General features: G+C 73.5%; 10 protein-coding genes. 3 read left to right on the top strand and 7 right to left on the bottom strand.

Annotation, left to right across the window (positions count from 1 at the left end):
* Nucleotide 1: 1 nt before the first annotated feature.
* On the top strand, nucleotides 2-4,561 hold the full coding sequence (locus tag K8Z49_RS25575; RefSeq protein ID WP_412515414.1) for an SDR family oxidoreductase: 4,560 nt from the start codon (nucleotides 2-4) through the stop codon (nucleotides 4,559-4,561).
* Here K8Z49_RS25575 and K8Z49_RS25570 read toward each other — a convergent pair.
* From K8Z49_RS25570 to K8Z49_RS25540, 7 genes are read right to left on the bottom strand one after another with little or no spacing between them, the layout of a single operon-like run.
* On the bottom strand, nucleotides 4,545-6,059 hold the full coding sequence (locus tag K8Z49_RS25570; RefSeq protein WP_412515413.1) for an AMP-binding protein: 1,515 nt from the start codon (nucleotides 6,057-6,059) through the stop codon (nucleotides 4,545-4,547). The two genes, K8Z49_RS25575 and K8Z49_RS25570, sit on opposite strands and share 17 nt — an antisense overlap.
* Nucleotides 6,056-6,829 carry a hypothetical protein gene (locus K8Z49_RS25565; protein WP_412515412.1) on the bottom strand — a complete coding sequence of 258 codons (774 nt, stop codon included), beginning with the start codon at nucleotides 6,827-6,829 and terminating at the stop codon, nucleotides 6,056-6,058. The genes K8Z49_RS25570 and K8Z49_RS25565 overlap by 4 nt, the downstream gene beginning before the upstream one ends.
* 2 nt (nucleotides 6,830-6,831) lie before the next feature.
* Nucleotides 6,832-7,827 (bottom strand): 3-oxoacyl-[acyl-carrier-protein] synthase III C-terminal domain-containing protein, encoded by a 996-nt coding sequence (locus K8Z49_RS25560; protein WP_412515411.1) that lies wholly within the window; start codon nucleotides 7,825-7,827, stop codon nucleotides 6,832-6,834.
* A 2-nt stretch (nucleotides 7,828-7,829) separates the two neighbouring features.
* Nucleotides 7,830-8,105 (bottom strand): acyl carrier protein, encoded by a 276-nt coding sequence (locus K8Z49_RS25555; protein ID WP_021591131.1) that lies wholly within the window; start codon nucleotides 8,103-8,105, stop codon nucleotides 7,830-7,832.
* Between the two features lie 55 nt (nucleotides 8,106-8,160).
* Nucleotides 8,161-9,843: an AMP-binding protein gene (locus tag K8Z49_RS25550; protein WP_412515410.1), complete on the bottom strand. Its 1,683-nt coding sequence runs from the start codon at nucleotides 9,841-9,843 to the stop codon at nucleotides 8,161-8,163.
* A gap of 4 nt (nucleotides 9,844-9,847) precedes the next feature.
* The gene (locus tag K8Z49_RS25545) at nucleotides 9,848-10,795 is read right to left on the bottom strand and encodes a ferritin-like domain-containing protein (RefSeq protein WP_021591129.1); all 948 of its coding nucleotides are present in this window, start codon (nucleotides 10,793-10,795) and stop codon (nucleotides 9,848-9,850) included.
* Nucleotides 10,796-10,829: 34 nt separating this feature from the next.
* On the bottom strand, nucleotides 10,830-11,204 hold the full coding sequence (locus tag K8Z49_RS25540; protein WP_075023937.1) for an acyl carrier protein: 375 nt from the start codon (nucleotides 11,202-11,204) through the stop codon (nucleotides 10,830-10,832).
* Between the two features lie 204 nt (nucleotides 11,205-11,408).
* On the opposite strand from K8Z49_RS25540, the gene K8Z49_RS25535 reads away from it, so the two are divergent.
* Entirely contained in the window at nucleotides 11,409-12,854 is a 1,446-nt protein-coding gene (locus K8Z49_RS25535; RefSeq protein WP_412515409.1) for a class I adenylate-forming enzyme family protein, read from the top strand.
* Nucleotides 12,855-12,877: 23 nt separating this feature from the next.
* Nucleotides 12,878-13,150 (top strand): acyl carrier protein, encoded by a 273-nt coding sequence (locus tag K8Z49_RS25530; protein ID WP_075023939.1) that lies wholly within the window; start codon nucleotides 12,878-12,880, stop codon nucleotides 13,148-13,150.
* Nucleotides 13,151-13,187 lie beyond the last annotated feature (37 nt).

Here is a 13,187-nt window from a genome sequence, read left to right as displayed (position 1 = left end):
CGTGTACGGAGAGTCCGGGGACGCGATCGCCATCGTGGGCATGGCCGGCCGGTTCCCCGGCGCGCGCGACCTGCCGGAGTTCTGGCGCAATCTGTGCGCCGGCACCGCGTCGCTCACCCGGCTGGACGACGATCGCCTCGTCCGCGCCGGCGTGCCGCGGGAGGCCCTGGCGGACCCCGACTACGTCAAGGTCGCCTCGCTGCTCGGCGGCATCCACCTGTTCGAGCCCGCGCTGTTCGGCATCACCCCGCGCGTGGCGGAGGCGATGGACCCCCAGCTGCGGGTCCTGCTGGAGATCTGCCACGACGCCCTGCAGGACGCCGGGTACGACCCGTACCGCTTCGACGGCAGGATCGGGATGTACGCCGGGGCCAGGAACAACGAGTACCTGGCCCGCTACCTGCGCGCCAACCCCGGGTTCATGGAGACGATCGGCGAGGCGCGCGCCCGGATCACCAACCACTCCGACTACCTGTCCACCGCCGTCTCCTACCATCTGGGGCTGCGCGGCCCGTCCGTGACCAGCCTCACCGCCTGCTCCACCTCCCTGATGACCGTGCACATGGCATGCGCGGCGCTGTTCGGCAACGAGTGCGACATGGCGATCGCCGGCGGCGTGGAGATCCCGCTTCCGGCGTACCGCGGCTACAGGTACAGCGAGGGCGGGGGGATGCTGGCGGCCGACGGCGTCGTCAGGCCGTACGACGCCCGGGCCTCCGGGACGGTGTTCGGGGCGGGCGCCGGCGTGGTGCTGCTCAAGCGGCTGAGCGAGGCCGTCACCGACCGGGACGCGATCCACGCGGTGATCATCGGCTCGGCGGTCAACAACGACGGCGCCGCGAAGGCCGCGTACGCGGCACCGAGCGAGGCTGGCCAGGCGGAGGTGCTCGCGTCCGCCCTGCGGGTCGCCCGGATCGACCCGGTGTCGGTCGGGTACGTCGAGGGCCACGGCACGGGCACACCGGTCGGCGACCCCGTCGAGGTGGCCGCGCTGAACCGGGTCTACGGCGCGGACCGCCGCGGCGCACGGGACGTCGCGCTGGGCTCGGTGAAGAGCAACGTCGGCCACCTCGGCGCCGCCGCCGGGATCTGCGGGCTCGTCAAGGCCGTGCACAGCGTGCGGGAGGGGGTCGTCCCGGCCAGCCTCAACTTCAGCGACCCGAACCCGCGGATCGACTTCGACGGCGGGCCGTTCTACGTCGCGGACCGCACGGTGCCCTGGCCGCGGGACGCCGGCCCCCGACGCGCGGCCGTGAGCTCCTTCGGCGTCGGCGGCACCAACGTCCACATGATCGTGGAGCGGCCCCCGGCGGTGGAGACCGCCCCGCCGCGGGGGCCGTACCACCTGCTGGCGCTCTCGGCCCGCACCCCGACCGCCCTGGCGGCCATGGCGGAGACCTTCCGCGACCACCTGCGCGAGTCCCGGGGGAGCGGGGACGAGGGCGAACTCGCGGACATCGCCCGCACGCTGGCCGAGGGACGTCCCGTCCGTGCCGTGCGCCGCGTCCTGGTCGTGTCCGACCGTGAGGACGCCGTGAGCCGGTTGGGCGAGGGATGGACCGGGGCGGCGGCGCCCCCGGTGCCGCGCGGCCGTGCGCCGGAGCCGGCCTTCCTGATGCCCGGGCAGGGGTCCCAGTACGTGGGCATGGCGCGCGGTCTCTACGGACGGGAGCCGGAGTTCGCCGCGATCCTGGACCACTGCCGCGCCGTGCTGCGCCGCTCGCACGGCCTCGACCTCAAGACCGTCCTGTTCCCCGCGACGGCCTCGGCCGCGCCCCGGGCCGAGGCCGAGATCGTCCGGACCTCGGTCACCCAGCCCGCCCTCTTCGCCGTGGAGTACGCGCTGGCCGGCCTCCTGATCTCCTGGGGCGTGCGGCCCGCCGCGATGGCGGGCCACAGCGTCGGCGAGTACGTGGCCGCGGCCCTGGCCGGGGTCGTGGACGCCGACGACGCCCTGCGCCTGGTCGCCGACCGCGGCCTGATGATCGAGTCGCTGCCGCCCGGCGCCATGACGGCCGTCCCGCTGCCCGCGGACGAGCTCCGGCCGCTTCTCCCGCCCGGCGTCGACATCGCGGCCGTCAACGCGCCCGGCATGTGCGTGGTCTCCGGTCCGGTCGCCGCCGTCCGCGAACTTGAGGCCTCACTGTCGGCGCGGAAGGTGGGAACCAGCCGCCTGCGCACCTCGCACGCGTTCCACTCCCCGATGATGGAGCCCATCCTGGAGGCGTTCGCGGAGCGTGTCGCCATGGTGCGGCTCCACGCACCCGAGATCCCGTTCGTGTCGAACGTGACGGGTGACTGGATCACCCCCGGGCAGGCCACCGACCCGGCGTACTGGACGCGGCACGTTCGCGCCCCTGTGCGCTTCGCGGACGCCGCCCGGCTGCTGCTCGCGGACGGCGGGTACCGCCTGGCGGAGGTGGGCCCCGGGCACACGCTGTCCGACCTCGTCGCGGAGGCCGCGGCGGGTTCGGAAACGCAGCGGTCGCAGCGCGTCCCGGCCGTCCCCATGATGCGCGCCGCCCGGGACGAACGCGACGACCTGCGGGTCATGCTGGAGGGCGTGGGCCGGCTGTGGACGTACGGCTGCTCCGTGGACTGGGACCGCATCCGCGCGCACGAGGGACGCGGCCGGGTGCACCTCCCCACCTACCCTTACGAGCGCGAATCGTTCTGGGTGCAGCGGGTGAGCGGCGAGTCCTCCGCTGCGGAGCCCCAGGACGAGGGGCCGCTCTACGTGCCGACCTGGACCGAGACGACTCCGCCGCAGACCACCGCCGACGACGGCGGTACCTGGGTGGTGTTCGCCCATCCCGGCGAGGCCGTGACCGACGAGCTGATCCGGCTGATGCGGGCCGCGGGCGAGAACGTCGTCGTCGTATCGCCCGGTGGCCGGTACGCGGAGACCGGGGACGGCCGCCGTACCGTCCGGCCGCGCGAGTCCGCCGACTACGGCAGGCTGGCCGCCGCCGTCCTCGGCACCGGGCCCGGACGGGTCCGCCTGGTGCACGCCTGGCTCCTCGGCGGCGTCCCGGCGCGCACGGAGAGGGCCGCCGTGCGCGGTCACCTCGACCTCGGCCTGTTCAGCCTCCTGCCGGCCGTGCAGGAATTCTCCCGCGGAACCTCCGGGGTCTCCGGGGCCTCCGGGGCCGCTCTGGAGCTGTCCGTGCTGACCAGCGGCATGCAGGACGTCCTGGGCGACGGCGACGTCCACCCCGCGAAGGCCGCCGTGCGCGGGCTGCTCAAGACCCTGCCCCGGGAGCTGCGTTCCGTCGCCGTCCGCGGTGTCGATGTGGGAGAGGGCGATGTGGGAGAGGGCAGGGCGGAGACCATCGCCGCTCAGCTGTTCCGGGAGCTCCGGTCCGGCTCGACGGAGCGGGAAGTGGCGCTGCGGGGGCGCAAGAGGTGGGTCGCGGGTCACTCCGCGATCCGGCTCGACGAGGCCGCGGACGTGCCGTCCGTGCTCCGGGAGGAGGGCGTCTACGTCATCACCGGCGGCCTGGGCGGTCTCGGCCTGGACCTGGCCGGGGAGCTGGCGAGGCTGGTGCGGGCGCGGGTGGTGCTGGTGGGCCGGTCGGGCCTGCCGCCCCGCTCCGAGTGGGAGCCGCTCGCCGCCGGGTCGCCGGACGAGGCGCTGAGGGAACGGCTCCGGAGGGTCCTCGCCGTGGAGGAGGCCGGCGGCCGGGTTCAGGTCTTCGCCGGGGACGTCGCCGACGAGGCCCGGATGCGGGAGATCCGCGCGGAGGCGATGCGCGCCCACGGCCGGGTCGACGGCGTGTTCCACCTGGCCGGCGTCGCGGGCGGCGGTCTCGCCGAGGTGCGCACGCAGGAGGCCGTTGAGAGGGTCCTCGCACCGAAGGTACTGGGCACCCACGTGCTGGACCGGGTGTTCCGGCCGCCGCTGCTGGTGCTGTACTCGTCCATCGCGGCCGTCACAGGTGACTACGGCCAGTCGGACTACGCGGGGGCCAACGCCGTCCTGGACGCCTACGCCCAGGCGCGGTGGGGCGCGGGACGCCATGTCGTCTCCGTCAACTGGCCGCAGTGGACGGACATCGGCATGGCCTCCCGCGCGGCGGACGCCCTGCCGGAGGCGTACCGCGAAAGCGCCATCGGCCCCGAGGCGGCGGCCGGGGTGCTGCGGTCGATCCTGGCCTCCGGCGCCGGTCCGCAGGTCGTGGTGAGTCCGGGGGGCCTGACCAGGCGGGAGCGGCTCGCCGACCGGGTCGCCGCCGACGCGGGCAGGGCCGGTGCCGAGGTCTCCGGGTCCGCTCCCGCCGCCCGGTACGTCGACACTCCGTACGCCCGTCCGCGGACCGATGTCGAGCGGAAGCTGGCGGCGCTGTGGCGGCAGGCCCTGGGGGTCGAGGAGGTCGGGCTGGACGACGACTTCCACGAGCTGGGCATGAGCTCGATCACGGCGGTGCGGCTGGTGGGGCGGATACCGGAGGTGTTCGGGGTGGACGTCTCCGTGCGGGAGCTGTTCGACTGGCGGACGCTGCGGGCCGCGTCCGGGGCCGTCGAGAAGGCGCTGGCCGGACGGGTCAGCTCTCCAGCATGATCCGTGCCCGCTCGGCCAGCACTGGCCGGTCCGTCTTCCCGTTGGCGTTCAGCGGCAGGTCGTCCAGGTACTCGTAGTGGCGCGGGATCATGTACCGCGGCAGGAAGGACCCGAGTTCTTTCATCAGCACCGGGACGGGTTGCTCGTCGCCCACCAGGAACGCCACCAGCCGTCCTGCCACGGCCACCGCCGCGGCGTCCCGCACGCCGGGCAGTCGGCGCAGGCCCGCCTCGACCTCGGCGAGCTCCACCCGGAAGCCGCCGATCTGGACCTGGTGGTCGACGCGGCCCAGATAGGCGAGTTCGCCGCCGTCGACGCGGCGGACCAGATCGCCCGTGCGGTACCAGCGCAGCCCTTCGTGATCGAGGAAGCGGCCGGTGTCGTCGGCCGGGTCGAGGTAGCCGGGGAACATCTGCTCGCCGGTGACGCACAGCTCGCCCGTGCCGTCCTCCTCCGCGCCGAGGAGCATGTACCGCAGCCTCGGGTGCACGGTTCCGATGGGGACGATGTCGTTGACCGCCAGCTTCGGTGACAGCTCCGGGTCGAACCGGTGGACGCTGCACGAGATGGTCAGCTCCGTCGGCCCGTAGAGGTTCTCCAGGCGGGAGTTCGGCGCTGCCTCCTGCCACTGCGCGGCGTCGTGGACCAGCAGGGCCTCGCCGCAGAACAGGCTCCACCGCAGGCCGGGCATGGAACCGGGCCCCAGCCCCCTGCCCCGGCGGACCAGGGAGATCATGCTCGGCGTGGAGAACCAGACGGTGATGCCGTGCCTGGCCACGAAGTCGGGCAGCGACACGTACACGTGCGAGGGGACGCTGACGACGGTGCCGCCGGCCCCCCACGCGGCGAAGACGTCGAACATCGCCAGGTCGAAGGTCAGGTCGAAGGTCTGCGAGAAGACGTCGTCGCGGGTGAAGCCGTAGCGCGCCCCGACCTGGCGCAGGTAGGCGGCCACGTTGGAGTGCCGGACGGGGACGCCCTTCGGCCGGCCGCTGGAGCCGGAGGTGAAGAGGATGTAGGCGATGTCCTCGGGAGCGGACGACAGCGGCCTGTCCAGAGCGGGCGCGGTGGGCTGGTGCACCACCCGGACGCCGTCCAGCGCACCCTTCAGTTCGGCCAGCAGGGACAGGCCCTTGTCGTCGACGATGAGGCCGTCGAGCGAGGCGGCGCCGATCATGGCGCGGAGGCGTTCGGGCGGGAAGGCGGGGTTGAGCGGGACGGCCGCCGCGCCGGTGTAGAGGGCGGCGAGCAGGCCGGCGTACAGGTCCTCGCCGCGGGCGCCGAGCACGCCGATCCGCCGTGGCCCGCCCGGGCCGCCGGGGTCGTGGAAGAGGAGGCCGCCGGCGAGCCGCAGCGCGCGTTCGTGGAGGCGCCCGTAGCTGATGCTCTCCCCGCCGACGCGGAGCGCCTCCGCGTCGGCGTCACGGTCGACGCTCCACAGGAACGCCTCGTGGAGCAGGCACTGTCCGGGCAGGTCCGGTCCCATCTTCTCCGTCACTCTCCCATCGGCGCGCTGGACATCCTCAGTTCGCGCGGTTGGACGGCCTCAAGAAGCAGCCAGCCGTGCCGCTCGTCCCCCACGGTGCGCAACAGCACGGGTTCTCCGGGCCCGACCGCACCGGACGACAGCGCCGCGTACAGGTCGAGCCATGCGTCGCAGGCGCCGGGGCCGGAGAAGACCCGTGCGTGCCGTGCCTCCACCGGCGTCTCCGTCCCGGCCGGGCCCGCACCGACGGCGACGATGCGGAGCGCTCCCGTGCGGGCCACCCGCAGGGCGACCGCCGCGAAGGCCGGCTTCTCGGTCTCGACGTCGACGTACGCGGGATCGTCGACGATCACCACGGTGGCGCCCCGGTCCTCGGGCACCGCCCAGGCGAGCAGGTGGAACACCTGCGTCCCGCCCTGTTCCGCGAGGTGGCTGATCCCCACGTCCTCGCCCGTCCAGCCGACCGCGTGGACGGTGCCCGCGAGGGGCGACGTCATCGGGTCGATCACCGGTCCGGAGCGCACCACGACGAGGGGCTGGTCGTCGTCCGGGTGCCCGAGCGCGTCCAGGGCCCGCCGGGTGGTGGCGTAGTCCGCGGCGTCGGCCGGGTCGCCGGGCACGGGCCGCCGCACGTGCATTCGCTCCGCCGGGATGCCGCGGTCGCGCGCGATCATGTTCGCGACCAGGCGGCGCATGTTCCGGCGGGGCAGTCCGGCGGACGGCTGGAGCCCCGGCCGCGCGCGGACCGAGGTCGCGAGTGCGTCGATGTACAGATCGGCCACGGCTATCCGCCCATCACCTCGACGACGACGACCTGGAAGTACGCGCCGTGCCCGAGCGCGACCAGCGCGCACCGGTCGCCGGGCCGCAGCCGCCCGGTCGCGTCGGCGTGCTGGAGGACCGACAGCGCGTCGATGCCGTAGTTGTGGCCGCGCACGGGGAGCAGGTCGAGCGGGACGCGGTCGCGTCCGACGCCCGTCTCGCGGCACACGTTGCGCCAGAACACGGCGTTGGTCAGGTCGGGCATGATCCAGTCGAGGTCCGCGACGCCGAGACCCGCCCGGCCGGCGGCCTCGCCCAGGACCGTGGCCACGTGGTCGAGGCAGGCCTTCGCGTAGCGCGCCTGTTCGTCCTGGGTCATCCGGAGGGCCCGGTGGAACCGCTGGTCGCGCAGCGCCGCACCGGACAGGTAGCGGTAGCGGGGGGACCCGTGACCGTCCGCGTCGCCGTGCGAGGCGTGCACCACGACGGCCGCGGCGGCGTCCCCGCCCACGGTCACGTTCGGGATGATCCTCGCCGTGTCGTCGTAGCTGCCCTGGTCGCCGCCGAGCACCAGGACCCTGTCCCCGGGCCGTGCCCCGGCGCGGGCATGGTAGCGGCGGGCGATCTCCACGGCCCGCAGCACGCTGACGCAGTGCAGTTGGGAGATCCCGTAGAACTCCGCCCCGGGGACGCCGAGCGCGGCGCACAGCCGCCCCGCGAACCCCGGCCGGTTCGCGAACTCCTGCACGACATGCGAGTGCGCGTACAGCACGACGTCGGCGCCGCGTCCCGCGAGAGCGTCCCTGCCCGCCCCGACCAGGAGGTCCTCCATGCGCTCGTCGGGGGCGAGGGTGGGGCTGTCGCGCAGTCCGTGGAACCTCCTGAACATCCGTCGCTCGAAAGGTCCGCGGCCGGCCCGCTCCAGGACGCGATCGACGGGTTCGGTGCCCCTGGGCAGCCGCACCGACACCCGGGACAGGCCCAGGGTCCCGGTGCCGGCGTCCGGTGACGCGCCCACGGTCACGCCGTGGCCCCGGCGTCGACCGTGGTGACGAGGTGCCCGGCGACGTAGTCGGCCAGGCTGCCGGCCGTGCGGAAGACCTCCGTCTCCAGCTCCTCGGGGTCGACCTCGAACCCGAGGGTGTCCTCCAGGACCAGCAGCAGTTCGAGGGTGCCCGCCGAGTCCAGGCCCAGCTCCTCGTAGAGCGCGGTGGTCTCGCGCAGTCCGGTGACCTCGCGGTCCAGGGCCACGGTGAGCGACCGCCGTATGTGCTCGATGATCCCCGTACGTTCCACTGATCCTCTTCTCGATCCGGCGGGTTCTCTCTCGATTCGGCGCGGCGTGGTGTCTTCAGGCCCGGTCCGCCGCCGAGTCCCAGACCCGGTGGGCGGCCAGGTCGCCCGCCGTGACGAGGTTCCGCCACATGGCGCGGCGCCTGAGCTTGCCGCTGGTGGTGCGCAGCAGGGTGCCGCGCGGCACCTGCAGGATCATCACGCGCAGCCCGGGCAGCTTGGCGGCCACGTGCCGTCCGACGGCGGCGGCCTCGTCCGCGGTGCAGTTCCGGATGGTGACGACCACCGCGTCCCGTCCCGACACGGTGCCGAGGAGGGCGACGGTCCGCCGCGGTCTGGGCGCCGCGGCGGCGGCGATGACCTGCACGTCCTCGGCGAACAGCCAGCGGCCCCGCACCTTGATGCCGTCCCCGGCCCGCCCGACGACGTACAGCTCGCCGTCGAGGGTGAACCCCATGTCCCCGGTGCGGTGGCGGGGACCGATCGCCGTGAACTCGTCTCCGACGTATCCCGCCGCCAGGCTCTCCCCGCTCACCGCGATCTCTCCGAACGCGCCCTCCGGCAGCGGCGAGCCGTCGGCGTCCAGGATCTCGACCCCCACCCCGCCGAGCGGGCGGCCGCACGAGACGAGACGGGCGGCCAGGCGCGCGCCGGCGGCGGGGAACGTCACCGGCTTGCCCGGCTCCAGCGAGTCGGTGTCCACCAGCCGGGTCCGGATGCCCGCGGGGTCCGGCCGTTCGCCGGTCACGGCCAGCGTCGCCTCGGCCATGCCGTAGGCGGGGAGCAGGGACTCGTGACGCAGGCCGGCAGGCCCGAGCAGCCGGTGGAACGCGTCCAGATCGTCCGGGTCGACGCGTTCGGCGCCGATGACGAGGCCGCTCATGCCGCCGAGGTCGAGCCCCTCCAGGTGGGCCGGACGCAGTTTCCGCACCACGTGGCTCAGGGCGAACGCGGGTATGGCGGACGCGGTGCCGCCGGACCGGGAGATCTCGGCCAGCCACCGGGCCGGTGCCCCGATGAACTCCTGCGGCGGCAGGTAGGAGCCCCCGGCCCCCCGCGCCAGCGGCATCAGCAGGCAGCCCACCAGCCCCATGTCGTGGTGGAAGGGCACCCACGACACCACCCGGGAGTCCTCGGTGATCGACAGCCAGTCGTGCAGGGCGCGCACGTGCGCGTTGAGGGCCGGCCACGGGATCTGGACGCCCCGCGGCGTCCCCGTGGACCCCGAGCTGAACTGGACCAGCCCCACCTCGGGCGGCTCCGGCGCGCCGTCGGCCATGGGGCCGTCCTCGGCCGCCTCCGTCAGGACGCGGCAGCCGGGCGGGTCGAGGCCGTCGAGGAGCGGTGCCTGCTCCCTCGTGACGAGGAGAGCGGCGGGGCCTACCGCGCGGGCGACGTCCCGGAGGCGGGCGTCCAGCTCGGCGGGACCGCCCGGCGCGACGATGGAGGGCGTGGCGCCGGCGTGCATGACGCCAAAGAGGGACACGACGAAGCCGGGCGTGTTCGCGCCGATGAGGAGCACGGTGTCGCCGGAGCCGATGCCCGCCGCGCGCAGCCGGTGAGCGTTGCGGCGCACTCCCGCCGCCAGGTCCGCGTAGGAGTGGCCGGTCCAGGTGCCGCGACCGTCGGAGAAGCGGACGGGCTGCTCCAGTCCGGGATGCTCCACCCAGGAGAGGATGTGCTCCAGGCGCGGCCTGGTGGCCGTGCTGGGGATGGCCGTGCTGTTCGTTGCGGCGGTCATGCGTTCACCTCCGAGAGACGGTGCGCAGCAGCTGGAGCTGCTCCAGGTGCGCGCGGACTCCTGGGGTCAGCAGCCCCACTCCGGCCAGCGAGGTGACGATCTTCGTGAACATCAGCCGGCGGAAGTCGATCATTTTCCGGTCCTGGAGCGCGTAGTCGGTGCCCGCCCGGACGTCCACGTCCAGGCGCCGCCAGATCTCCTCCAGGCGGAACCTGCGGGACATCAGCAGCGCCGCGTCCTTGACGAACTCCTCGCGCTCGGCCTTCTCCCTCGACGTCAGCTCGCCGTAGATCTCCCGGAGGGCGAGCCGGCCGAAGGCGACGTGCCGGGCCTCGTCCCTGGCGACGAGCCGGGTGAGCCGGGCGATGACGGGGTCGAAGGAGCGGGTGTGCTCCAGCCTGAACGCGGCGAGCGCCAGCCCTTCGACGATGATCTGCATGCCGAGGAAGACGATGTCCCAGCGGCTCTCGGTCACCACCGTGTCCAGCATCCGCTTGAGCGACGGGTTGACCGGGTACTCGTTGCCGAGCAGCCCGACGTAGCGGGCGTACGCCTCCACGTGCCGTGCCTCGTCGGCCACCTGGGCCGCCGCGTAGAACTTGGTGTCCAGGTCGGGGGCCATCGCCACCAGCCGGCCGGTGGCCAGCAGGGCGCCCTGCTCCCCGTGGAGGAACTGGCTGGTCATCCACGAATGGAACTCCCAGTGGAACGCGGCCCAGCGCTCGGACGGGACGGGGCACGCGTCCCGTCCGAGCGGGAGATCGCGGCCGCGGAGCCCGGCGTGGCCGGGGGTGCCCACGCCGGCGGCCCAGTCGATGTCCGTCGTGGCGTTCCACTGCGCCGCCTTGCCCCGCTCGTACAGGGCGCGCAGGCGCTCGTCCGTTCGTGCGTAGTCCCAGACGAACCGGGACTCGGCGTCGCCCGGGCGCTCCGGGCCGTCGGCCACCGTCATTCCCTGCCTCCCGGACCTTTCCTGATGCCCTCGGTCACCTCGGCCGCGCGGCCGCGGCCGCGGTCGTGGGCCCGGCCGTGGTCGTGGGCGCGGGAACCGTGGCGCGCCCCTGGGCGATCATGTCGAGGGTGAAATCCTCCAGCTCCCCGACGGTCTCCAACTGCGGTGCATCCTCGACGACGAACGGCTCGAATTCGAAGAGTTCTTCGAGGGCGAAGGTGAGTTCCACTTCGCGCACGGAGTCGAAACCCAGCTCGTCCCGCAGGAGGTGACCGGGCCGCACCTCTGGTGAATCCGGCGGGGCGATCTCGGCCACAAGTTTTCTGATGAGTTCGCGCACCAGCGCGCCTTCATTGCTTGCGTCATTGTTCGAGAGGGCCTCGTCCCGGTCCTGGAATCCATTGGACATTCGCAAGGCCTCTTCTCCTGCTCCGCTTCGATATGCGTTCGCCTGCCGTGTTACCGGCTCGCAGCAGAAGTATCGAGTGACCCCGGACGGCAGGGAAGTGATGTGGCGACAATTCGCCACAAAGCCATCGGCGGCCGGTACGGGAAATACGCTGACGGTCCGGTCTCGCCTTACCCGGAGGGGAGCTGAGGCACCTTGTTCCGTTTGCAGACCACCGAGTCCCGCCGCCTGCTTTCCCTGGCCCGCGCCGCTCCCGGCCGTCCGATGCTCAGCGTCGAGGAGCCGTCCGGGGCGTGGATCCACTACACCGCCGGGGAACTGGCCGCACGGGTCGCGGCGACGGCCCGGTTCGCGCTGGACGCCGGCTGGGGACCCGGCCGCCACATCGTCGTCGCGCTGCCGAACGGCGAGGGGCTGGTACGGGCCGTCCTGGCGTCGTGGATGCTCGGTTGCAGCCCGCTGATCCTGCCGCCCGAGTCGACGGACCTGGAGCGTAAGACGCTCGGCGCCGATCTGGGCACGGCCTTCACGGACGCGTTCCCGCTGGGCGAACGGGAGCTGGCGGCGGCGCTGGAGCACGCGCCGCCCCGGGAGCCTTCGGCGGCCCCGGAGCCGGACGTGACCTGGCACCTGCCGACCGGCGGCACCACGGGTCTCCCGCGGCTGTACCCCGTCGTGCCCGGTCCCGGCAGGGCGCTCGGCGGGGTCCGGGAGATCATGCGGGCCGCCGCCTGGCACCGCGACGCCGTCCAGCTCTCCGTCGGGCCGCTGTCCCATGCGGCGCCCGCCCTGACCTGCATGGCCGGCATCACCGGCGGAGCCCACGTGGTCCTGCCGCGCAGGCTCCACCCCGCCTCGCTGAGGTCCGCGGTCGAACGCTTCCGCCCCACCTGGTGCCAGCTGACGCCGCACCAGATGGCGCTCCTCGACGCGAACGAGACGCTCTGGGACGCCCTGTGCGCCTCGCTCACCGGGGTACTGCACACCTCCGCGCCCTGCCCGGAGGAGGTCAAGCGCCGCTGGATCTCCCGGCTGGGCGGCGAGCGGGTGTTCGAGACCTACAGCTCCACCCAGGTGACCGGCTCCACGTTCTGCGACGGCGTCGAATGGCTGGCCCGTCCCGGAACCGTGGGCAGGCCCTTCCGGCACAACGAGGTCCTGATAGCGGACGCGGACGGCGAACCGCTGCCGCCCGGCGAGACCGGCGAGGTGTTCATGCGCAGCACCTGGACCCGGACCTTCGGCAAGGAGGGCTTCGGCCTGCTGCGCGGCCGCGGCGACGGGTTCTTCTCCATCGGCGACACCGGCCGGACCGACGCCGACGGCTACCTGTACCTCACCGGCCGCCTGGACGACATCGTCGTGGTGGGCGGCGCCAACGTGAACACGCGCGAGGTGGAACGCGCGCTCGCGACCCATCCGGGCGTCGCGGAAGCGCTGGTGGTACGGCGCCCCGACCGGCTCCTCGGGGACGTCCTGCACACGCTGATCGTTCCTTCCGACCCGGCGGATCCACCGGGCACCGACGCCGTGCGCGAGCACTGCCGGGGCCTGATATCGCCGCACAAGATCCCGATGACGGCCGAGATCGTCGACGCGCTTCCGCGTTCGCACGCCGGCAAGGTGGAGCGCTTCCTGCGTCCCGATTGAGAAACCCGAAGGAAAAGATCCCGATGCCGACCGATTTCACCGCTGACAAGCCGCTCTCCGAACTTCTCGACCTCGCTTTCGAAGTGCTGGGCGTCCACTGCGATCCCGGCGAGAACTTCTTCGACCACGGCGACTCCATGGCTGCCGCCCGGCTGTGCACTCTGGCGGCCCGCCGGCACGGCTGGACGATCACACCCCGCGACCTCTTCGCCTGGACGTCCTTCACCCTCCTGGCCGGGGTGATCGAGCGCGAAGAGTCGGAGCGCGGGACCACCGCCGCACAGGGCGCCGACTGAGCACATGCGAAGGGGCGCGCCCGGCGATCCGGAGCGC

It is taken from the genome of Actinomadura madurae, assembly GCF_047130825.1.
GTDB lineage: Bacteria > Actinomycetota > Actinomycetes > Streptosporangiales > Streptosporangiaceae > Spirillospora > Spirillospora madurae.
This window is presented reverse-complemented; position numbering and strand designations above follow the sequence as displayed.